The following is a 21,777-nucleotide window of genomic DNA, read 5'->3' on the forward strand; positions in this document are numbered from 1 at the left end:
TGCCGGTGGGCACGGCCGACAAGGTGCGCGCGACCATCGAAGCGGCGCTCGCCGCGCGCGGCGTGAAATGCGAGTACGCGGTGGTCAGCAACCCCGAGTTCCTGAAGGAAGGCGCAGCGGTGGCCGACTTCATGCGGCCGGACCGCGTAGTGATCGGTGCCGAGGACGAGCGCGCCGTGCTGCTGATGCGCTCGCTCTACGCGCCTTATGTGCGCAACCGCGACCGCGTGCTGGTGATGGACATCCGGAGTGCGGAGCTCACCAAGTACGCCGCCAACGCGATGCTCGCCACGCGCATCAGCTTCATGAACGAGCTCTCGCGCGTGGCCGAGGCGGTCGGTGCCGACATCGAGCTGGTGCGCCAGGGCATCGGCAGCGATCCGCGCATCGGCACGCAGTTCCTCTATGCCGGCGCCGGCTATGGCGGCTCGTGCTTTCCGAAAGACGTGAAGGCGCTGATCCGCTCGGCCAGCGAGGCGGGGCAGGCGCTGGAGCTGCTGGGCGCGGTGGAGTCGGTGAACGAGCGACAGAAGCAGTTGCTGGCCGACAAGATCGTCGCGCGCTACGGCAAGGATTTGTCCGGCAAGCGCTTCGCGCTGTGGGGCCTCGCTTTCAAGCCCGGCACCGACGACATGCGCGAAGCGCCGAGCCGCGTGCTGATCGACCGCCTCATGTCGCTCGGTGCGCAGGTTGTGGCTTATGACCCGGTGGCAGCCGACGAAGCCCGCCGTTCCATGCCCGACCAGCAGGGTTTGTCGTATGCGGATTCGGCCAGCGCCGCGCTGGAGGGTGCGGATGCGCTGGTCATCGTCACCGAATGGAAGGAGTTCCGCAGCCCGGACTTCGACGCCATCCGCAACACGCTGAAGGAGCCGCTGGTGTTCGACGGGCGCAACCTGTTCGAGCCGGCGCTGATGGAAGAGCTGGGCATCGAATACCACGGCATCGGCCGCGGGAAGGTGTGAGCTTCCACGCGCTCGAAACCCCATGAGCGACCTGCCCTTCCTGCCGTTCGCGCTGCCAGAGATCGGCGAGGAAGAGATCGCCGAGGTGGTCGATACGCTGCGCTCCGGCTGGGTGACGACGGGGCCGAAGGCGAAGCGCTTCGAGGAGGATTTCGCGGCGTTTCTCGCCGGTGCCGACGCCGCGCCGCTGCACGCCATCGCCGTCAACTCCGCCACCGCCGGCCTGCACCTCGCCCTGGAAGCCCTCGGCATCGGCCCCGGTGACGAGGTCATCACCACCACCCACACCTTCACCGCCACGGCCGAAGTCGTGCGCTACCTCGGCGCCGACGTCATGCTGGTCGATATCGATCCGGCCACGCTCAACATCGACCCTGCCCTCGTCGAAGCCGCAATCACGCCGCGCACCAAGGCCATCATTCCCGTGCACTACGCCGGTCTCGCCGCCGACATGCCTGCGCTGCTGGCCATCGCCCGGCGCCATGGCCTGAAAGTGGTGGAAGACGCCGCCCATGCGCTGCCGACCACCTGCCGCGGCGCGCTGGTCGGCACGCTCGGCAGCGACGCCACGGTGTTCAGCTTCTACGCCAACAAGACCATCACCACCGGCGAGGGCGGCATGGTCGTCACGCGCGATGCCGAACTCGCCCGGCGCGTGAAGGTGATGCGCCTGCATGGGATCAACCGCGACGCTTTCGACCGCTTCACTTCCAAGACGCCGAGTTGGTACTACGAAGTGGTGGCGCCGGGCTTCAAGTACAACCTGACCGACATCGCCGCGGCGTTGGGCATCCACCAGCTCAGGCGCGCGCGCGCTTTCCGGCAGCGCCGCGCCCAGATCGCCGAGCGCTTCAACACCGCCTTCGCCAATCTGCCCTTGCTGCTGCCGCCCGCCGCACAACCCGGCGACCTGCATGCCTGGCACCTCTACGTCGTGCGCCTGAGCGACGAGGCGTCGGCGAATCGCGACCGTTTCATCGAACGCCTCTTCGCGCTCGGCGTCGGCGCCAGCGTGCACTACATCCCGCTGCACCAGCACCCGTACTGGCGCGAGCGCTATGCCCTGAGCGCCGAGCGGTTCCCGCACAGTCAGCGTGCCTACGAGCGCATGGCGAGTCTGCCGATCTACTCGAAGATGAGCGATGCCGATGTGGAACGGGTCGTGGACGCCGTGCGAGGTGCATTGGCGACGCGATAACCAACGTGCCCGCGCTCGAAAGCGGCGCAGTTTGTGTCCTTGTAAATTGATCACGGCCCGATCAAAATACAAGGATGTTGGATCGGCACCTCACTGAACTCCTCGAACGCCGACTCGCCACGACCCCCGCGGTGGTGCTGCTCGGTCCGCGACAGGTCGGCAAAACTACGCTCGCCAGGGCAATCGCCAGCCGCCACCCCGAGTCGGTCTTCCTCGACCTGGAGCGCGAATCCGATCGCGCCGCGGTGGCCCAGCCCGAGCTTTTCTTCCCGGCTCACCGCGACCGGCTCGTCGTCCTCGGCGAAGTACAGCTCGCCCCCGAGTTGTTCGCAGCGCTTCGTCCCGAGATCGACGATGACCGCCGCGCCGGGCGCTTCCTGTTGTTGAGCTCCGCCTCCGGCGCGCTACTGCGACAGTCGGGCGAGTCGCTCGCCGGCCGCGTGGCCTGTCTCGAGCTGACCCCCTTGCTGGTGAGCGAGTTGCAGCCCGATCCGGTCGGCCTGCAGTCGCTCTGGCTACGCGGGGGCTATCCGCTCAGCCATCTGGCCGCCGACGACGAAGCGTCGTATGCATGGCGCCTGGACTTCGTGCGAACCTTCCTGAACCGGGACCTGCCCGAAATGGGAGTGCGCGTGCCTGCTGAAACGCTGCGCCGCTTCTGGCAGATGCTGGCCAATCTGCAAGGGCAGCTGTTCAACGCATCGCAACTGGGGCTCTCGCTCGGGGGTGCTTCGCATACCACCGTGGCCCGATATCTGGATGCCCTCATCGACACGATGATGGTGCGCCGCCTGGCGCCGCACCTGCCCAATGTGGGCAAGCGGCTCGTCAAGTCGCCCAAGGTCTATCTGCGCGACAGCGGCCTGCTACACGCGCTGCTCGGCATCGCGTCGGTCAAGGACCTTCAGGGCCACCCGATCGCCGGTGCATCCTGGGAAGGTTTCGTGATGGAGCAGATTGCGGCCCATCTGCCGCCCGATGCACAGCTCGGCTTTTACCGCACCGCCGCCGGGGCCGAGCTGGATGCGGTCGTCGAGCGCGGCACGAAAACGATCGCAATCGAAATCAAGTTTTCTGCGGCGCCGAAGCCGACCAAGGGCTTCTGGAATGCCCTGCAGGATTTGCAAGCGGACCGAGCCTACGTGATCGCACCGGTGCAGCGGCGCTACCGGCTTGCCGAGGGTGTGGAAGTGGTGCCCGTGGAAGCCATACCCGCGATGTTTTCGTGAGATGGCCAAGCGCACTTTCGATCTGCTGCTGGCGAGCTTCGGCTTGTTGCTGTTCGCACCCCTGATGACCGTGATTGCGCTGGCCATCAGGCTCGACTCGCCCGGCCCCGTCTTCTTTCGCCAGCAGCGCGTCGGTCGGCACGGCGCCTTGTTTCGCATTCACAAGTTCCGCACCATGGTGGTCGACGCGCCCGAGCGCGGCCCGCCCCTCACTGTGGGCGACGACGCGCGCATCACCCGCATGGGCCGCTTCCTGCGAGCACGCCGGCTCGACGAACTGCCGCAGCTGATCGATGTGATCAAGGGCGACATGAGCCTGGTCGGCCCCCGTCCGGAACTGCCGCGCTTCGTGGCTCTGTACCCCGACGCCTTGCGCGAGCGTGTGCTTGCGGTGCGCCCCGGTCTCACCGACCCGGCCGCGTTGGCCTACCTGGACGAGGGCGACCGGCTCGCCCGTGCCGCGGACCCCGAGCGCGAGTACGTGGATGTGCTGATGCCGGCCAAGCTGCGCGCTTCTGCCGACTACGCTGCAAGCGCCTCGCTCGGCTCCGATCTGCGCGTGCTCGCACGCACGCTGGTGCTGTTGTGCGGCGGGGGCAGCCGATAATCCCCGCTGCCCACCGAGCCCGTCGCCGCGCCGAAACGGCCATCATGCTGCCCCCCGATTCCACGCTCTGGCACCGCCTCGACGCCGCGCTGCGTCGGTTGCGCCCGCATCGCCAGCCGCTCGCGCTGGCCCTCGACGCGCTGGTCATCGCCGCCTGCTGGAACTTCACCTACCTGTTTCGCCTGGGCTTCGAGCGCTGGTGGTCGGCTCGGCCCGGCTACGACGGCTGGGTGCTGCTGGGCATCGTGGCGCTGTACCTGGTGGTCTTCGTGCTGCTCGGCGTGCCGCGCGGCATGTGGCGCTTTTCGGGCTTCGGCGAGATCAAGCGTCTGACGATCGCCTGCAGCCTGGCCGGCGCGCTGGCGGCGGTGATCGTGCTCATGGCCGAGTTGCGCGCGGTGCCGCGCGCGGTGTTGGCGCTGCACCCGGTGATCGTGCTGTTCGGCCTGGCCAGCGTGCGACTTGCCTATCGCATGCTCTACGAACACATGCGCGCGCAAATCGCCGGCGGTGCGGCGCACGCTCGCCGCGCGCTGGTGCTCGGCGCCGGCGATGCGGCACGGCTGCTGCTCGCCGGCATCCAGCACCAGGGCTGGGTGGTGATGGGCGTGCTCGACGACGACGCCGCCAAGCAGCGCACCCGTGTGGCCGGCGTGCCGGTGCTCGGCGCCCTGGAGCGCCTGCCCGAACTGGCGCGCAGCCTCGAGGCCACGCATGTGATCGTCGCCATGCCCTCGGTGCGCGCCGCGCAGCGCCGCAGCGTCATCGAGTTGGCGAGCGAAACGGGCCTGCCGGTGCTCACCGTGCCCTCCGCGCAGGAACTGCTGGAAGGCGCGGCGGTCAGCCGCATGCGCGACATCCAGCCGGAAGACCTGCTCGGCCGCGAGCCGGTGCGCCTCGACGAAGCGGGCATTGCCGAATGTCTGGGCGGCAAGACCGTGATGATCACCGGCGCCGGCGGCAGCATCGGCGCCGAGCTGTGCCGGCAGGTCGCCCGTTACGGACCGGCGCGGTTGGTCCTGTACGAGCTGAGCGAGTTCAATCTCTACACGATCGAGCAGGAGTTGAGCGAGAGCTTCCCGCACTTGCCGCTGGCGCGCCTTGTCGGTGACGTGAAGAACCTCGAGCATCTGCGCGACGTGATGGCTTCCTTTCGGCCACACATCGTCTTTCATGCTGCAGCCTACAAGCACGTGCCGTTGATGGAGAAAGACAACGCCTGGTCGGCCCTGGCCAACAATACGCTCGGTACGTACCGTGCCGCGCTGGCCAGCGCCGAGGCGCTCGTGGAGCGTTTCGTGCTCGTGTCCACCGACAAGGCGGTCAACCCCGCCAACGTGATGGGCGCCACCAAGCGCGCCGCTGAAATGGCCCTCGCCCACTTGGCCGAGCAGGGCCACCCTACGCGGTTCATGACCGTGCGTTTCGGCAACGTGCTCGGCTCCAGCGGCAGCGTCATTCCGAAGTTCAAGGCCCAGATCGCCGCGGGCGGGCCTGTCACCGTGACACATCCAGACATCACCCGTTACTTCATGACCATCCCGGAAGCGGCACGCTTGGTGGTGCAGGCGGCGGCCATTGGCGAGAGCGGGCGGGTGTATGTGCTCGACATGGGCGACCCGGTGAGAATCGTCGATCTGGCGCGTGACCTTATCCGCCTCTCGGGCCACGCGCTGGACGACATCGCCATCGAGTTCTGCGGCCTGCGTTCTGGTGAAAAACTCTACGAGGAATTGCTGGCCGATGCCGACACCGCCCTGCCGACCGCCAACCCCCGCATCTCGGTTGCCCGCATTGGCGCCGATGCCGAGCGCGCTGCGGCGCTGCTGCGCTGGGCCGGTGATCGACAGAGCGCGCCGGCCAACGAGGTGCGCCGCTGGCTGCGGCACACTGTCCCCGAATACCGGGTCCCGGGCGGCGCCGCCGTGCTGACCGAAGCCCCAAGGCCGACCACCGACCTTTCTGCATGAACATCGCCTACCTCGACCCGCCCTACAGCCGCTACTTCCAGGCCCTGTCTTCGCGCCTGGCGCGCCGCACGAGCGGAAGCTCTGTGGCCCTGCTCTCGTGCCCTGCCTACCGGATGTACACGCAAGGCGACCGCAGCATCGTGTGGTCCCCGGGCGATACGGAGCAACGCTATTCAGTGCCGCCCTCGTTCGAACGCGCTGAATGGGCCGATGCCCGAAGCACCGCCTTCATTCGGGCGTTCTCGCACGCCGTGAGCTGGTTCAAGACCCGCTTCCAGGCCGAGCGAATCGACACCTGTCTGCTGTTTTCCGACGCCAGGCCATTTTCCGTGGCTGCTCAGCTTGCAGCCGAGGAACTCGGCGTGGTGTGCGTGTACTTCGAGCGCGGCGCGTTCCGACTGCGCACCTCGAGCTTGAGCACACAGGGGATCAATGCGCGGTTCGACCTGCAAGCTGCCGAGGGCTGCGAGCGTATCTCTGGCATGAACGAGGCGGACCTTCCGGCCCGGCGGGCCACCGAGCCCTGGCTCAGGCTGCGCTTCGCGAAGTTCCTCATTCGCAATGCCTTGGCACGGGCGGTGGAGCCGGCACGCGGGCTGATGCAGCACAAGCGCTATCACGTCTTCAACTACACGCGCATCGCGCTGAAGCAGTTTCGGGCCGAGCACCCGGAACTGCCGATACTGCATGAGCCCGAGCATCAGCCGCCGCCGGGCAGCGCACCGCTGGTGATCCTGCCGCTGCAACTGCCTACCGATTCTCAGTTCGTCATGTATTCGCCCTTCCGCCACAACCAGGAGTTGATCGACTTCGTGGTGAGCGGCGTGCGCAAGGCGCTGCCGAACGCCGAGGTGCTGGTGAAGATGCACCCGATGGACGTGCGCCGTTATCGACTTCCCGAGGGCGCGCGCCTGATCGACGGCAACCTCGCGCGCTTCTATCCGCGCACCGCGTTCGTGGTGTGCCTGAATTCCAACGCGGGCTTTGAAGCCGCTATTCGGGGCAAGACGGTGCTGTGTTTTGGGGACAGCTTCTACACCGGCCCGGGCCGTCGATGCATCCTGCGAGTGAGCCGCGATGACTTCATCGAGCAGGCGAAGGCCGCCGTGGTGCAGGGCGACGATCCCGCCGCTGGACACGAACTCAAGGCGGCGGTGCTGCGCTACTACCAGGCGCCGGGAGATGCCTGGGCCTACACCGACGAAGACATCGAGCTCACCGCCGGCATCGTGGTGCAGCACGTGCGCGAGGCGCGGGAATCGCAGCGCAGCCGGCGTGCGTCGGGCGCGGCCGTTGCGTCAGTCCTGCGGGCCATCGCCGCAGAGCCGGCCGTCCCCCATGGCGCTGCGTGCGCCCAGCAACTCCGCCACCTCGCTTGAAGCCGGCCGGTAGAGGGCTTGTGAACCGAGCAGGCTGGCAAGGTGACGCTCGGTCCACGTCTCCTGGTAGGCGATGCGCGGCCCGGAACGACCCTTGGAGTCGAAGCCGGTGTCTGCGGCGGTGGTGAGCGAGCCGGCGCGCTGCCCGAACAGCGCCAACGGCTGGGCAACCAGGCGGTGATGCCTTTCGCCGAGCAGCAGCCGCAGCCGGGCGACGTATTCACTGTCGGCGCCGAAGCGTACTTCTTCGAAGAAACCCACCCTGGTCAGCGCGATCTCGCGCCGGACCACGAGGGAGATGGGGGTCCAGCGTGTCAACGGCCAAAGGCGCACCTCGCCGAACATCCCGTCGTCAGAAAGCCGCACGCACCGGCTGGTGCTCGCATGCACTTCTGCGTCGCGCAGCAAAGGTTCGACCGATAGCGCGAGCCGCTGCGGATGCGCGAAGTCGTCTGCGTCCTGGAAAGCCACGAATTCGCCGTGCGCTGCCGCCAGACCGACGTTGCGCGCAAAGTAGGCGCCGCGGTTGGCAGGCAGCCGGATCAGGCGAATGGCCGGATGCGCGGCAGCCAGTTCACCGACCACACGCGACGTGCCGTCGCGGCTTGCGTCATCGACCACCACGATTTCCGCAGGCGGGCAGGTCTGCCGCAGCATCGATTCGATCGAGGCGCCGATGTGCCGCTCGTTGTCGTGGGCGGGAATCACCACCGAGACCGGCCCGATGCCACCTCCGGCGCTACTCTCGGCCGCGACGACATTGCACACGCTCAGCGGCAGGGCTGCATCGATCAGCCGCAGTGGCGCGAGGCCATGGTGTGAGAGATAGTCGTTGAACGCGGCCAGCTTGTGCTGCGCGTTGCTCGCCCGGTTGGCGTCGAGTAGCAGGTAGTCGGCGTGCAGGCGCCAGCGCAGGTTTCGGCGCCAAGCTTCGGCAATGGCCGGTTCCCCGGCTCGCCATGCGACGGCGGGCGCACACAGCGGTCTTCGAGGCATGCTTGTGACAAGGGCCAAGGCCGCCTGCGGTGAGCGCTGAGCCACGATGGATAGACACCGGTTCTGCGTGTTCTGCGGCGTGCGCCGCAGCGAGGCGGACGTTGCCGAATCGGCGGCCAGGCGGTCGAGCGTTGCGAAGTCTCCCTCCAGCCAAGCCAACTGCAGGGCGAGCGCCGGGGTCGGCGCCATGCCGCTTTCGCGCAACGTGCGACGGGCGCGGTCCGGCAAGCCGAGCTTGATGCACAGAGCCAGGGTGCGCTCAGGATCGCTGCGGCCGCTGCGCACCAGATCCGCCAGCGCGATCAGCGGTGTATTGCGGGTGGCGCGGTGAACCAGATAGAGGCTCTCCAGTCGCTGCAGCAGCGCACCCGGTCTCATGGAAGCCTCGCGTGCCGCTGCCCGGCCATCCAGTCGATCAGTCGTTCAGCTTCGCAGCGCTGGCCCGTCTCTGGGTCGAGGTAGCGCGGGTACTGCAGCAGGGCGGCATGCACCAGGTCGTCAAGCGTTACGGTGCCGGCTGCAGTGCGGCGCGCAGGCGCGGCCAGATCGTCGTCCGTAAGCCCCCAGCCGGCGTAGAACGGCATGCCGAAGGTGCGCACCGGCTTGTTCCACAGCAGCGCCTCGAAACCCATCTGCGAGCTCACCGTGTAGACCACCACCGAAGACTCCAGCAAGGCAGGGGGATGCACATCGTGCGCCACAACGGTCACCCGCGCCGCTGCGGCGCCGAGAGAGTCGAAGTGACCGCGCTTTCGACCGGCGACCACATCGGGGTGGACCTTGAGCAGCACGGCCGTGGCGGGGTTCTCGTCGAGTGCTGCCTCCAGCATCCGGGCGAAGCTGTGCTCGTCGGCCAGGCCGCAGCGGATCGAGGCGTCGCCGCGGGTCTGGTCGACCACCAACACATAGGGTTCGCACAACGACGGTGGCACGTCGGGCGCGTGGTTGTACTTGGAGACCCCTGCTGCGCGCCAGCGTTCGGCCAGCCGACGTGCACGAGCGCGTTCGGCATCGCCCCGCCCGGCCGTCATCAAGGCCTCGAAGCCGGAGGGGGCGGTCGCGTCGTAATAGATGCCGACTGTGTCGAGCACGATCGACAGCGGCGGGTCTCGATCGCCGAGGCCGAACGAGCGCACGAAGCCGTCCTCCGCGTACATCGTCGGCAATGCCGGCGCCCAGGGCCAGCGCAGCGCACGGCCCGTGCCCCGCTTTCGGCCCCAGGCCAGCAAGACATCGACGTCGCGGCCCAGCAGAGGCGGATAGACCACGCATGCACCGAGCAGCGGCTCCAGGGTGGTCATCCGCCGACGCCACCAGCACACACCGTAGCGGCGAGGACTAGGCGCAACCATCACGACCGGGTGCGTTCGCCGATGGCGTCGAGCACGGTGTCCAGGCGCCGGGCGTAGGTGTACTCGCGCAGCACCAGAGCCGAGGCGTAAGTGATCATCTCGCGGTCTTGCGCGCTATAGCCGTCACGCCGCAGGCGCTCGAACAAGGCCACGGCTTCCTCACGGGAGGACACCACGTGACAGCAATCCTTGAACAGAGCGTCGATGGCCTGCGCCGGTGTGGACACGGCCAGTCCACCGCAGGCCAGGATCTCGATCAGGCGCCGCGAGAACATGGTGTTGGAGTCCTCGATCGTGTTGACGTTGAGGGATACGAGGTGGGACTTGTAGACCTCCGCCGTGCGGTGGTGCGCCAGCCGGGGCCGTACGCGCAGGCCGGGCCAGGGCGGGTAGCGGTAGTTGGTGCCGCGCCTATGAGAGTTGCGGTCGATCGCCGTGAGGCCCAGCGTGGCTGCCGCTGGCTCGAGCAGCATCTCCTGCCTGGCGAGCCGGCCGGGGTGAATGTTGCGGTCGTAGGTGCCGACGAAGCAGGCATCGGGGGCCCGTTCGCCGAAGCCGGAAAAGCTGTGGATGGCAGGTTGCACGGCGAAGGGCAGCAAACCCACGCGCACCTGCTCACCCAGGCGTTCGCGGTAGCGCGGCACGCAAGCGGCATCGACCGTGAAGATGGTGTCGAACAGCCGGGCGCTGCCGAGGAAGCGCTCGAAGTGCACGCCGTCTTCCTTGTTCCAGAACACCGCCGGGATGCCCAACTCGCGCGCGCATACCACCAGGCGGACGAGATCGGCGTTGTTGCGTTCCGGATGGTCGGGGTACTGGGCAACGCGAAACTTCCAGCAGTTGTCCAGGCCGGCCCAGGCCGACTCCACGAACAGCAGGTCGGGGCGCTGACGGCGCAGCACCGTGGCGAAGTTGGCCGGCGTGACGTCGGTGATGCGGCATTCGTGGCGCAGGCAGGAGCGGGTGAGGTCATCGGCCAGCAGGGCGATGTGCAGGCGGGCATGCGGGCCGGTCGGCCGGGGCGACCCAGCCCAGCCGAGGCGTTCGAGCAAGGCCATCAAACCAGTGGTCCTTCGATCATCAGCATGAACGAGGAGACCATGAGTTCAGGCTCGTACCGTCAACCGTTGCTGCGTTCATCACCGCGAAATGACCCGCTGACGGCGAAAGTCCTCGGCATCGCACCAGGCCCGCGGCTGGCTGGCCCCCTTGATGGAAACCAGCTCTGCACCTACGGAGTCGGCAAGCGTGTTGTTTGTTTCGATGTTGCCGGTGGAGGGGCATTCGCCCAGTGCCTTGGTGCAGCCCTTGCGTCCACCCATGTCGCAGAACCACTCTTCCACAGCCGGCGACCGATCCACACGGCTGAAGCGGTTGTCGCGCACGACGTTGTCGTTGGCGCGGTCGCGAAACCGAACCACTGAGCCACACAGGTCCTCGAAGTGGTTGTCGACGATGCGGTTCGATGACGAGAAGTGCGCCAAATAAAGGGCGTGCAGCCCGCCGCAATGTTTTACGTTGCGAATGGTGAGAAAACGGTTGCCTGCCACGGTGTTGTCGCGCGAGTTGACGAACCGCACGGCGGCCGTGGAGGTTTTGGTCGCGTCGTTGATCGCAATGGTGCCGATGCGCTGGAACACGTTGTTGCGAATCACCGTGCCTTCGTTGAACGCCGCCGGATCGTCGCGGTTGCCTTCCAACGAGATGGCCGTGAGGTAGTCGCGAATTTCCAAGCCCTCCACGGTCAGGCCCGTGGGTTTGCCGTCGGACGCTTTCACGCGCAACCAGGTCGGATGGCGGTGATCGCCGACGAACACGGGCCGCTTCCCATCCCGGCGCAGGCCTCGCCACGTCACGGCCGGAACCGGACGGCTGCCCTCGATCAACAGCGATTGACCGCGGTAGGTGCCCGGATGTACGAGCACCGTCACCGTGGAGTCGCCGGGTTCTTGTTTGCCCGCCAGTTCCCAGGCACGCGCCATGGAAGCGACGGCGTGGACGCGGCTCGTGCCGTCCGCATCGTCGCTGCCGTGGGGCGCGAGATGCAGGGTCGTGGCGAGCGGGGCCGCGACGCAGGCGCCCCCGAGCAACGCGGCCATCAGTGCGCCGCGCACAAGTCGCAGGGCCGCTGCGGTCAGGGACGCGGTGTGCGCGAGTGCGCCCGGGAGGGGCAGTGACATCGGTCGCATGGGGTTTCGCGTGGGCCGCAGCCGTCAGCGATCAGCAGCCTGCAGCTTGGTGCATTCGATGTTCAAGCTGATCAGCGTGCCGTTCGCCTTGTCCATGTGCGGGATGTAAGCCTGGGAAAAGTCATCCACATCGGCGTGTTCCGTCTCCCGCCAATCGTAGCGGCGCACGTCGGTGAAGCCGCAGTCTTCGAGCAACTGGCGCGCCGCATCGAAGTCGAACGCGCTGTAGTGGAAGTTGTGCTGGTGATCCTGGCGACCGAAGACCGGACCGATCACGAGACGCAGGTCTTTCGTGCGCGTGTAGACCTCGCAGATTGCTTCGAAGTCGGGCACGGCGATGCGAAGCGTGCCACCCGGGCGAAGCACACGCCCCCACTCCCGCAGCACCGTGCCGACCTGGGTGCGTGTGAAGTGCTCGACGATGTGGCAGGCGTAGATGAGGTCGCAGGAGTCGGCGTCGAAGCACGAGAGGTCGTCTACGTTGCGCACATGGTTGACATGCGGGAAGTCGATCGCGTCGAGATGGACGAAGCCGGGAATGAAGCGTCTGCCGCAGCCGAGGTGGAGTTTCATGGGGAAGTCCTTCAAAGGGCGTCTGCTGCCGGGTCACGCGGCCGATGCTCGGTTGGCAAGGTACCAGTCGATCGTTTGGCGCAGGCCTTGTTCCAGCGAGAGCGCCGGCTTCCAGTCCAGGGAGAAGACCTTGGAGCAGTCGAGCAGCTTGCGCGGGGTGCCGTCAGGCTTGGAAGTGTCGAACTCGATCGCGCCGCGGTAGCCGGTGAGTCGCGCCACGAGGTGTGCCACGTCGGCGATGGTGTGATCCTCGCCGCAGCCGATATTCACGTGCGAGCAGGTCTCGGTGGTGATGGACCCAAGCCGCTCGGCACCGACGTTCATTACTGTGACGCATGCGGCGGCGAGATCGTCTACATGGAGGAACTCGCGGCGCGGCGTGCCGCTGCCCCAGACCGTGACCACCGGCGCGTTCTGCTCAACCGCCTCCACGAAGCGGCGGATCAGCGCCGGCAGCACATGCGAGCCGCTGGGGTGGAAGTTGTCATGAGGTCCATAGAGATTGGTGGGCATAACGGTGCGGTAGTCGCGGCCGTATTGCCGCGCGAACCCTTCGCACAGCTTGATTCCGGCGATCTTGGCGATCGCATACGGCTCGTTCGTGGGCTCGAGCGGGCCGGTCAATAGCGCTTCCTCGACGATGGGCTGCGCCGCGAGCTTGGGGTAGATGCACGAGGAGCCGAGGAACAGCAGCTGCTGGATGCCGGCGGCGTGCGCGCCCGCGATGAGGTTCGACTGGATCAGCAGGTTCTCATGAATGAAATCGGCCGGCAGGGTGGAGTTGGCCAAAATGCCGCCCACCTTGGCTGCCGCAACGTAGATCTGAGAGATCGGGTGGGATGACAGGAAGGCCTGCACGGCAGCTTGGTCGCTCAGGTTCAATTCTGAGCGGCTGCGCAGGAGGAGGTTGTCATGGCCCAACGTGCGCAGACGACGCACGAGGGAGCGGCCGACCAGGCCGTTGTGACCCGCCACGAAGATCAACCCGTCGGAATGTGCATTCATCGCAAGAGTGTCCAGGGGCGCACTCACAGGTAGCCGAGGCCCTGATGGCGCAGCGATTGCTCGGCCCGGGCGCGGTGCAGGTCGCCCGTGACCATCTCAGTGACCAGCTCGTCGAAACTGATGGTTGGAGTCCAGCCAAGGCGCTCGCGCGCCTTGGTGGCATCGCCGAGAAGCGTCTCCACTTCGGCGGGGCGGAAGTAGCGGCTGTCGACCCGAACGAGCGGCGTGCCGATGCGGTTGCGCAGCAACTCGACCTGCGTTTCAGCAAGAATGCCCACCTCACCGACGCCGGTGCCGCGCCATTCGATGCGCAGGCCCAGCCGGTCGCACACCCGCTCCACGAACTGCCGCACCGAGAACTGCACGCCGGTCGCGATCACGAAATCTTCCGGCTGATCTTGCTGCAGCATGAGCCACTGCATGACCACGTAGTCGCGGGCATGTCCCCAATCGCGCAGCGCATCGAGGTTGCCGAGTGCGAGATCGGGCTGCAGGCCGAGGACTACTCGCGCGAGACCGCGAGTGATCTTGCGCGTCACGAAAGTCTCGCCGCGGATCGGTGATTCGTGATTAAACAGAATGCCGTTGCACGCGTACATACCGTAGGCCTCGCGATAGTTCACGGTGATCCAGTAACCGTACATCTTGGCCACGGCGTAGGGACTGCGCGGGTGGAAGGGTGTGCGTTCAGTCTGCGGCGTTTCCTGCACCAGGCCATATAGCTCGGAAGTGGAGGCTTGGTAGAAGCGCGTCTTGCCAACCAACCGCAAATTACGAATGGCCTCCAGCATGCGCAGTACGCCCAGCGCATCGGAGTTGGCCGTGTACTCCGGTTCTTCGAAGCTCACTGCCACGTGGCTTTGCGCCGCAAGGTTGTAAACCTCGTCGGGCTGGGCATGCTCGATCGTGCGCATCAGCGACGATGAGTCGGTCATGTCGCCGTGGTGCAAGTGGAAGGGCAACCCTTCCTCCTCCGCCTTGGCGATCAGGTGGTCGATGCGTTGCGTGTTGAACAGGGACGTGCGGCGCTTGATCCCGTGCACGGTGTAACCCTTGCCGAGCAGCAACTCGGCGAGATAGGCGCCGTCTTGTCCGGTGACGCCGGTGATCAGGGCTGTCTTCATGGAATTGGGGCAGTCTTATGCGGAAGCTTGGAACAGATTGACAGTACTGCGAAGCGTGGGATGCGTCCGAAACGCGGCTTCATCGGTTGGAGTTGCTTGGCGCGGTGGAACGACACATCCGTCTTCAGCGGCGAAATCGCTGGTCAAGCTCCTTCTGCCGTGGTCCTATCGCGCCCGAAGCACAAAGACCCATTCAGGCCGAGATCTCGACGGTGCGAAGTGCGAATCCCATTTCTCAGGGTCGACGACAAGCATGCCATTCTTTACTTCAAGTAGCTGGTGGCTGTCGCCGAAGCATGACACCACCTCCCACTGGTCGAACAGCATGGGCAGGCGGTGTCGCCCGTAGATCCGATGCGCATTCCAAACCACTGTGTCGCGTCCTATGGGAACCGAGATGTACGCAAGGCTTCCCGGCTCCAACTGGCTCTGCAGCTTTCTCATGGATTTCAAATCGCCAGTGGGGTCGACAGGATCGCCATAGCGGCCGAGGCCGTCGTGCTCATAGCTTGAGATTGCGATTGCCCCTTCTCCTTTGACGCCGAGCGCGTCGAACTGAGCGGGACTGAAAAAGGTCAGATCGTCGGAATCGGAGAAGCGAACGTTGTACTCGACCGTGACAGGGCGTGCCCCCGCATTCAAACAAAAACACTCATACTGCGGATAGGCCGAGCCAACGATCAGAACAAATCTGTTCTTGATTGGATAGTACGTAAGGGCGGAACGAAGATGGTCGTTTGTTGCGCCGTAGGATTTATACTTGCGCTGAGCAATGTCCTTGCGGGTTTGCGCGATGAGCGGTTTGCGATACATCACAAGCGACGCCAGTGATTTCGGATCGGGCTTGTTATTGAGGTACCAGTCGATTATTTCGGCGCGGCCCTGCATCATGAATTCGTCGCGGAGTTCCAAGGGCATATGCTCCGGCGGAGGAACGTACGCGGCGCCTGAGGCTGCGCGAACACTTGCCAAGCTCTCGATGAGCCGCTGATATTTTCCTGAAAGGGAAAAGAATGCCTCTTCCTTAGAGTTCTTATTGGACAGAGATTCTCTGGTCGGCTTGAGCATCGAGCTGAAGATGTTCATTTCATAGCCTATGAAAATAAGGATATTAAAGTACCCATTCAAGTCAACCGGCTCGCGCCAACATGCCCGCTCATACTTCGTCGATGAATTCCTTGGTCATGCTTGTCAACAGTAAATCTCTCGTTGGTCCTGACGCCGCACTCCGGCGGCGCAGTAGCGAGAGGCTTTCCAGTCGGCGGGAGGTCCGGTGCAACCGATCAAAGTGACCGTCTACGAAGTCAATACGTTCGCCGCGCTGTTATGGATTTTCGGAACGCGAGAATTTCGGCACTCGTGAGGACGGTCTTTTCGGCCGGGATCAGGTGCAGTGGTTCGTCGAAGTAGTGAACATGCCGGCCCTCCGGCGTTAGATTCACAAACAGACCGTCGATGGGCTGCCGCGCGCGCTTGAGCAGTGGAGCCAAGAGTGGATCGCGGTCGATGGAATAGAAGATGTCGGAAAAGTTGTAATTATCGAAGACGCGCGAGCCTTCATAGAGGATGCTATGCATCCGGCCGCGCAGCAACCGCACGAATAGGCTGAAGAAGCCTCGCGATCCAATGAAAAACTTGCAACGCGACAGCACGTACATGTCAACTAACGCTTCGTCAGCCAGTTTCATCTTCGCTTGCACGCAGAGGTCAGTGCGATTGATATGCATTGCGCCTTCGCCGTTGGGCCGGTAGAGCTTGGTGAAATCTATGGTGTGCGGGTAGTAGCGGCGGAAGTAGTCGACGACACTCCCGCAGTCGGTTGCGACATAAAGCGTCACGTCTTCGGCCGTCACGCCGAGGCTTCGCATGCGTGCATTGATCCGATTGCGGAACCATCGGGGGTCGGGCGGGATGACTTTGCGCTCACCGTTCCCGTGGCGGAAGTGGATACCAATGGAATGCCGGGTTGTGCCGATCCGTTGCAACGTCTCCTCGATGTTGTCGCGAATACGAGCCACGGGTCGCAAAGATTGGGCCACACTAAAGAACTCTTCAGGCCGCCGGTGCATCACCCGAGAGTCGCGAGTGATAACCACGCAATCAGCATCACAGCCTGCTGGCACCTCCTCGGGTCGCGACAGCGTGAGGTCTACGCCGGTGACATACGAGAGCGGCGGCAGGTGTATGCGGTTGATCCATTGCGGCGGAAAGATGCTTAGCCCCCTACCGCGCAACGCCGAAGGGGCTTGAAAGTCGGGGCTTTCAAAGTACTCGTTGATCAGGTTGCCATTGTCGACCGCGCCGTAGAACCCGCCGCTCCAGTCGACGACGACCGCGCGCTGTTGCTTCTCTGCGAAATGCATCGCACCGAGCAGCACACAGAGGTCGCCGCCCAGACCGTAGTAGCTTTTGACGAGAACGTATTTGGAATCCATTCAGCGGGACGGGCAAGCGTTGTCGGTGCATTCTTCATGCGGGGCTGTCATCGTGCCGATCGCTGACATCTTTTTGGGGGCGTAGACAACGTGATCAGCCATGATGAGATCAAGCTCCCGCTGGATCGTTTGCGCATAGCCAGACTGCCGCAAGACACGTTGCGAGGCTGACCGGGACAGACCGACGAAGCGGTCCGGGTCGTGGTGCAGCATTTCTATAGCTTGCGCGAGTTGGACGTAATCTTCGTCCGGCGCAAGGAACCCGCAGCGCTCGTCCACGAACTCCGGAATAGCCGCAACGGCGCTGGTGATAGGCACGAGCCCGGAGGACATGGCTTCATCGCGTGAAACGCCTTGTGCATCCATGCGTGTTGGACACAGGAAAACACCGTGGCTGCCGTGCATCTTCGCGATCTCGAGCTGCGTAAGAAAGCGCTTCGACAGCGTGACGTTCGGAAGCCGAGCTAGCGGCCGGGTAATTTCGTCGAACATCTCGCCGTCACCGACAATCGTGAATTGCATCTTGCCGAACCAGGCCTTCGACGAAAGCGACTGAATGGCGGCCACGGTGAGGTCGTTGGCGTACTTGCGACTGGCGAAAGGTCGAATCGACAGCACGCGGAGCCGGTCTTCGGGTGATTTCTGGACGTAAGGGAACAGCTTAGGGTCGATGTAGTTGTGAATGATCTCGTGCGGGATGTTGGCGAGATTCAGTCCTAGGTCGCTCGCTACTTCCTGCGCAAAGTGCTGCGATACGAAGACCAGCCGCAGGTTGGGATGTGGCGCAGCGAGCACCTCGCGCCAGAAGCTGCGCCGTTGGTCGCTCAGGCGCTTCTGCCGCTCGACTTCCGCAGCATCCATCCGCTCGAACTCGAACTGCCGGCGCTGCCACACCTGAATTTCGGCGCCATGCACCCATACCGTGACATTCATGCTGTCCAGATGGCGCCGCACTACTTCCCAAATAGCGCGATCCATCAGGTGAATCAACACTTGGCGATAGGCGCCGCTGCTGAGCGCAAGGTCCAGAAGATCCCGGTCGCCCGTCGTCACATCCACGTTCTCGAACTCACGATAGCTGTGGGGCTCGTCGCTCGCGAGCTTGAACACATCTGTCGCCACGTGCCGCTCTGCATAGGCGCGCAGGCGGCTGTGTACGAACCCGTATTTGTAGAGATCGTGATAATCGGGATACTGCTTCAAGACGACGAGGAGCCGGGCAGTGGGCACCACCACGGTGGGGCGCTCCCCAACGTCGGCGAGCAGGAGACTGCGAATACGCAGCTCGCCGCGACCCTGCAAGCGCAGCCCGAACCGCACCGACTGGCATATCGCCGGCAGAGGCAGGGAGTAGGCTTCGCCCGCCTTGTTGATCGCGTGACTGATCTTCTGTTGGTTCTCGTCGAGGAACTCGAACACTGTGCGGACATCCAGCGATGGGTCGTGCTCGCAGAGCAGCTGAAAACGGCTGTTCGTCTCCAGGTTGAGATCGGCGCGGCTGAACAAACGCTCGAGATAGAAGTACCGGTGCTTGCCAGCGGGCATCGCAATCGACAGGTGCAGGCAGTCGTCACTGACCCAGGCGTCGGCCTTGGTCGGCAACAGCTCCGCCAGTTCAGCGGCGGCAAGGCTAGGTAACGTTTCTGCGCCGACAGCGGCATCGCCATGCACAGCTGCCCGGATTCGCTCAGCGTGGTGCAACAAGTCCCGGGCAATATCGACGCCGGTGTGCAGGTCGGGCAAATCGTCGACGAGCGCCCGCACAGCCCCGTTAGCGTTGGACGTGGCGCCTTGGGCATAGTTGAATTCGTCGATGCTGACGAGCCCGTTGCCGCCAACCGAGGTGCACTCGAGGCTTGCGGCATCTTGTAGTGCCAGCGCCTCGAATCGTTCGCGTCGCAGGACCGATGTACGGGCAAGTAATTGCTCGGCCGCGCGGTACGCGTTACCGTCGTCGATCAGTTGCACGTCATCGGCTGTGCCGACGTAGCGGGTCGCCTTGCCGATGCCGACCGCTTCGCAGTAGCGCGTGGCTTGGTGCAGGTCGAGGAGGTAGTTCGGGCCGTGATAGTCGGCCGCGCTGATAGGGGCTACCCACGCCGAGCTGCTGTAGCCGGGATCGGCGGCGAGCCGGTCCGCGGATGCCACGTGCGAGATGGCTTCGCCGATGAGTTCAACTGGTAACTCCGGTCCGACGAGGCAAAGGTGCTTGGCGTCGAAGGTTTGCCGGTTGAACGCGTCCACCAGCGCGTGCGCCTGCGCTTGATCAGCAGGAAAGGCTACGGCGCAGATGCGGTCGCTCGGCAATTGCACATCGGCGCCGCCAAGCTTGCCGACGATGTAGGCGAGGCGGTGGCGATAGGTGTGCTCGGCCATGACTTTCCGCAGGCCGGCCAAGCGAAACTTGCGCAAGTGCTCATCGTCGTCGGACAGGGGCTGCAAGCGTCGCCGGATTTCCACCGGGGAGTCCGAGGAGATTACAAGATCGCCAAAGAGGAGCCGCAAGCCCCTCGAAAAGTTGCTCACAACAACGGTGTTGCTAGCCAGCAGCTCGAACACCCGTCGTGCAAACATCGTCTGCGACTGCTTGATGGTGTTCATGTTGATGCCATACCGATAGCCTTTGTAGGCTTTGTCGATCTGGTCGAAAGGTAGGCTGCCGACGATGTAAGGCCGGTACTCCGGCGGGAACTCATAGTGCGCGTGCGCCCTGCCGAAGTTGCGGTCGAAAATCTCGACCGGTTTCAACTCCTTCACCACGTCAAGCAGGCTGCGGAAATCGCGCTGGCGTTCGGGGTACTTCAGGTAATACGAGCCAGCGAAGCAGAATGCATCTTCGCGTGGGAAGCGCTCGATCGGGTTGTGCGCCGCGGGCTGAGCCGCGAACGGCAGCAGGTACACCCGCTCGTGCCCGAGTTGGCGCTTGTAGCGGGCGATGCAGTCGATGTCGGTGGTGAACACATAGTCCACCGCGCGGGCCACGTGCTGAAAGCCACCGAAATGCACCGGGTCTTCCTTGTTCCAGAACACCGTGGGCACATCATGCTCGCGAGCCCATGCGATCAGATCCATCAGCGCCTGCGAGGGGTTACTGACCTTGAGCGTCCATTCATCATCGACCCCTTTCCACGCGGACTCGATGAAGACGATCTGCGGCTTGAACTCCGCCACTTGCGCCGGCCAGTTTCCCGACCGCAACGGCAACAGATCGCACTCGGGTTGAAACGAGTGAAAGGTGAACTCGTCCATGATTCCTGCCACCCGCAGCTTGCGAAGCTCGCCGTCGAAGGCGCGCAGCACCGCCGCGTGCTGGCGTTGAGCAAGGACCGTGGAAGGGTCTGCCGAAGGAGTGGCCCGAGCCATCGCGCCTTGTGCGACAGACGGACGTCTGTGGCTGCCGGCGCCGGGCGCTTCGCCGGAGACGTTGCGGGCGGTGGCCCCAGCTCGTCGGGCGCGGACATCGCGATACATCCGGACCAATTGCAGAGGCAAGCGCAAGAAGCCTTTGGGCGACTTGCCGGCGGCCAGCAGCGCGGCACCGAGCCGGTAGGTCGCACTGGCCTTGGTGCGTTCCAGGCGATCGGCGTAAGCCGCTTCGCGGCGCTCGACAGCGGTCAGACGAATGTCTCGAACCTCGATCGTGCGGCTGAGCTTTTGAAGCGAGAGCCGTGTCGCATCGAGTTCCCCGAGTGCGTGCGTCAGGGATTCGGACTGGCGGGTGAGGTCCGCTGTTGCCGCAGCGTGTCGGGTCTGTGCGATCGCAAGTTCGGCCTGATATGTCGCCAGTCTGCTCGTGTATGCCCCGATTTCCGAGGCGAGGGTGGCCTTCTGAGATGCAAGCGTGGCGTACTTGGTTTGCTCCTTGGACAAGGCGGCCCTCGCCTCACGTTCACGCTCGAGCGCTTGATTCATGCGCTGCCTGATCTCTCTAAGCAATTGATTCGAGCGGTAGTCGCCTTGGGCGGTCTTGATCTGCATGTGCTGCAGTCGTTGCTCGACCGTGACCTGTTCCAACGGCATGAACAAGTGCGTTGGCGTAGCGTTGAACGTTTCCCAGTAAACATAGTTGCGTCGCTCCAGCCATTTCGAGACCGCTCGGTAGTGCTTCTCCGCTGTGCATTCCACATACAGCAGCGGACGATCTCGCCCGATCAGCGCCTGCGCGCCTTCCAGAACGTCGACTTCCATGCCTTCCACGTCGATCTTTATCACCTTGACGTCGCGGTCGAAGCGGTAGGTGTCAAGGGGCACCACAGAGATAGTCCCCTCGCCCAGGTCGAGGTGCTGCCCTCCGAGGTTGGCCGGCGTGTCGACGCCGAAGCGGGCAACCGACGACGCGCGGCCCAGCCCCACTTCGTGCACCGTGATCTGCTGCTCGAACCCGTTGAGCCGCACGCTCTCTCGCAGGGCGGCGCACAGATCACCATTGGGCTCGAACGCGGCTACGTTGCACTGAGCAATGGCTGCTAAGAAAAGCGTGTGGTTGCCGACGTTCGCACCGACATCAAGCACGAGATCGCCCGCCGACACTCGCTCGCGGATGTCTTCAAGCATCTCGGATTCGTAGGGAACCTTCTCCGTCGCGACCTTCTTCTGGATGTAGTCGGTAGCGACGTTCGGCACGTAAATGCGGTAGCTTCGCGCATTGACTACCAGCTCGACGACGGTCGATTCTGCAGAAGCGCCAGGGTCTTGAAGTTCTGAGCTCATGGTTTCGGAAATCGGTGTGGCGGCGCGTCAAAGAGCGAACGAACC

Annotated in this window: 16 protein-coding genes; 6 read left to right on the forward strand and 10 right to left on the reverse strand. The window is 64.5% G+C overall.

Annotation, left to right across the window (positions count from 1 at the left end):
- From H0W38_RS00595 to H0W38_RS00620, 6 genes are all read left to right on the forward strand, one after another.
- Window positions 1-965 (forward strand): UDP-glucose/GDP-mannose dehydrogenase family protein (locus H0W38_RS00595; RefSeq protein ID WP_292450574.1); only part of this gene is annotated, 965 nt, incomplete at its 5' end.
- A 22-nt stretch (window positions 966-987) separates the two neighbouring features.
- On the forward strand, window positions 988-2,163 hold the full coding sequence (locus tag H0W38_RS00600) for a DegT/DnrJ/EryC1/StrS aminotransferase family protein (RefSeq protein ID WP_292450575.1): 1,176 nt from the start codon (window positions 988-990) through the stop codon (window positions 2,161-2,163).
- 74 nt (window positions 2,164-2,237) lie between these two features.
- Entirely contained in the window at window positions 2,238-3,392 is a 1,155-nt protein-coding gene (locus tag H0W38_RS00605; protein ID WP_292450576.1) for an ATP-binding protein, read from the forward strand.
- 1 nt (window position 3,393) lies between these two features.
- Window positions 3,394-3,999, forward strand: a complete 606-nt coding sequence (locus H0W38_RS00610) for a sugar transferase (RefSeq protein ID WP_292450577.1) — start codon at window positions 3,394-3,396, stop codon at window positions 3,997-3,999.
- Between the two features lie 44 nt (window positions 4,000-4,043).
- Complete coding sequence (locus H0W38_RS00615) at window positions 4,044-5,969, forward strand: nucleoside-diphosphate sugar epimerase/dehydratase (protein ID WP_292450578.1); 1,926 nt, start codon at window positions 4,044-4,046, stop codon at window positions 5,967-5,969.
- Window positions 5,966-7,348 carry a hypothetical protein gene (locus H0W38_RS00620; RefSeq protein WP_292450579.1) on the forward strand — a complete coding sequence of 461 codons (1,383 nt, stop codon included), beginning with the start codon at window positions 5,966-5,968 and terminating at the stop codon, window positions 7,346-7,348. Before H0W38_RS00615 ends, H0W38_RS00620 begins: the two co-directional genes overlap by 4 nt.
- Here H0W38_RS00620 and H0W38_RS00625 read toward each other — a convergent pair.
- From H0W38_RS00625 to H0W38_RS00670, 10 genes are all read right to left on the reverse strand, one after another.
- The gene (locus tag H0W38_RS00625; RefSeq protein WP_292450580.1) at window positions 7,268-8,722 is read right to left on the reverse strand and encodes a glycosyltransferase family A protein; all 1,455 of its coding nucleotides are present in this window, start codon (window positions 8,720-8,722) and stop codon (window positions 7,268-7,270) included. The two genes, H0W38_RS00620 and H0W38_RS00625, sit on opposite strands and share 81 nt — an antisense overlap.
- The gene (locus H0W38_RS00630; protein WP_292450581.1) at window positions 8,719-9,645 is read right to left on the reverse strand and encodes a hypothetical protein; all 927 of its coding nucleotides are present in this window, start codon (window positions 9,643-9,645) and stop codon (window positions 8,719-8,721) included. Before H0W38_RS00630 ends, H0W38_RS00625 begins: the two co-directional genes overlap by 4 nt.
- 50 nt (window positions 9,646-9,695) lie before the next feature.
- Window positions 9,696-10,754, reverse strand: coding sequence for a glycosyltransferase (locus tag H0W38_RS00635; protein WP_292450582.1), 1,059 nt, complete (start codon window positions 10,752-10,754; stop codon window positions 9,696-9,698).
- An 81-nt stretch (window positions 10,755-10,835) separates the two neighbouring features.
- Window positions 10,836-11,795 (reverse strand): right-handed parallel beta-helix repeat-containing protein, encoded by a 960-nt coding sequence (locus H0W38_RS00640; protein ID WP_292450583.1) that lies wholly within the window; start codon window positions 11,793-11,795, stop codon window positions 10,836-10,838.
- A 114-nt stretch (window positions 11,796-11,909) separates the two neighbouring features.
- A complete protein-coding gene (locus H0W38_RS00645; protein ID WP_292450584.1) occupies window positions 11,910-12,458 on the reverse strand; it encodes a methyltransferase domain-containing protein in 549 nt (182 codons plus the stop codon).
- Window positions 12,459-12,491: 33 nt separating this feature from the next.
- On the reverse strand, window positions 12,492-13,433 hold the full coding sequence (locus H0W38_RS00650) for a GDP-L-fucose synthase family protein (RefSeq protein WP_367161559.1): 942 nt from the start codon (window positions 13,431-13,433) through the stop codon (window positions 12,492-12,494).
- A 53-nt stretch (window positions 13,434-13,486) separates the two neighbouring features.
- Complete coding sequence (gene gmd / locus H0W38_RS00655; RefSeq protein ID WP_292450586.1) at window positions 13,487-14,587, reverse strand: GDP-mannose 4,6-dehydratase; 1,101 nt, start codon at window positions 14,585-14,587, stop codon at window positions 13,487-13,489.
- A gap of 165 nt (window positions 14,588-14,752) precedes the next feature.
- Entirely contained in the window at window positions 14,753-15,673 is a 921-nt protein-coding gene (locus tag H0W38_RS00660) for a DUF268 domain-containing protein (RefSeq protein ID WP_292450587.1), read from the reverse strand.
- Between the two features lie 218 nt (window positions 15,674-15,891).
- Window positions 15,892-17,022, reverse strand: coding sequence for a nodulation protein NodZ (locus H0W38_RS00665; RefSeq protein WP_292450588.1), 1,131 nt, complete (start codon window positions 17,020-17,022; stop codon window positions 15,892-15,894).
- Entirely contained in the window at window positions 17,023-21,732 is a 4,710-nt protein-coding gene (locus H0W38_RS00670; RefSeq protein ID WP_292450589.1) for an FkbM family methyltransferase, read from the reverse strand.
- Between the last annotated feature and the right edge of the window lie 45 nt (window positions 21,733-21,777).

Origin of the sequence: Methylibium sp. (assembly GCF_013817365.1) — a bacterium.
In the GTDB taxonomy this organism is placed as follows: Bacteria; Pseudomonadota; Gammaproteobacteria; order Burkholderiales; family Burkholderiaceae_C; genus Methylibium.

What these genes read in the sequence shown, in the direction of transcription:
- H0W38_RS00620 (WP_292450579.1), top strand. Translation starts at nt 5,966, where the DNA reads ATGAACATCGCCTACCTCGACCCGCCCTACAGCCGCTACTTCCAGGCC.
- H0W38_RS00660 (WP_292450587.1), bottom strand. Translation starts at nt 15,673, where the DNA reads ATGAACATCTTCAGCTCGATGCTCAAGCCGACCAGAGAATCTCTGTCC.
- gmd (WP_292450586.1), bottom strand. Translation starts at nt 14,587, where the DNA reads ATGAAGACAGCCCTGATCACCGGCGTCACCGGACAAGACGGCGCCTAT.
- H0W38_RS00645 (WP_292450584.1), bottom strand. Translation starts at nt 12,458, where the DNA reads ATGAAACTCCACCTCGGCTGCGGCAGACGCTTCATTCCCGGCTTCGTC.
- H0W38_RS00605 (WP_292450576.1), top strand. Translation starts at nt 2,238, where the DNA reads ATGTTGGATCGGCACCTCACTGAACTCCTCGAACGCCGACTCGCCACG.
- H0W38_RS00610 (WP_292450577.1), top strand. Translation starts at nt 3,394, where the DNA reads ATGGCCAAGCGCACTTTCGATCTGCTGCTGGCGAGCTTCGGCTTGTTG.
- H0W38_RS00670 (WP_292450589.1), bottom strand. Translation starts at nt 21,732, where the DNA reads ATGAGCTCAGAACTTCAAGACCCTGGCGCTTCTGCAGAATCGACCGTC.
- H0W38_RS00600 (WP_292450575.1), top strand. Translation starts at nt 988, where the DNA reads ATGAGCGACCTGCCCTTCCTGCCGTTCGCGCTGCCAGAGATCGGCGAG.
- H0W38_RS00635 (WP_292450582.1), bottom strand. Translation starts at nt 10,754, where the DNA reads ATGGCCTTGCTCGAACGCCTCGGCTGGGCTGGGTCGCCCCGGCCGACC.
- H0W38_RS00615 (WP_292450578.1), top strand. Translation starts at nt 4,044, where the DNA reads ATGCTGCCCCCCGATTCCACGCTCTGGCACCGCCTCGACGCCGCGCTG.
- H0W38_RS00665 (WP_292450588.1), bottom strand. Translation starts at nt 17,022, where the DNA reads ATGGATTCCAAATACGTTCTCGTCAAAAGCTACTACGGTCTGGGCGGC.
- H0W38_RS00625 (WP_292450580.1), bottom strand. Translation starts at nt 8,722, where the DNA reads ATGAGACCGGGTGCGCTGCTGCAGCGACTGGAGAGCCTCTATCTGGTT.
- H0W38_RS00640 (WP_292450583.1), bottom strand. Translation starts at nt 11,795, where the DNA reads ATGGCCGCGTTGCTCGGGGGCGCCTGCGTCGCGGCCCCGCTCGCCACG.
- H0W38_RS00630 (WP_292450581.1), bottom strand. Translation starts at nt 9,645, where the DNA reads ATGACCACCCTGGAGCCGCTGCTCGGTGCATGCGTGGTCTATCCGCCT.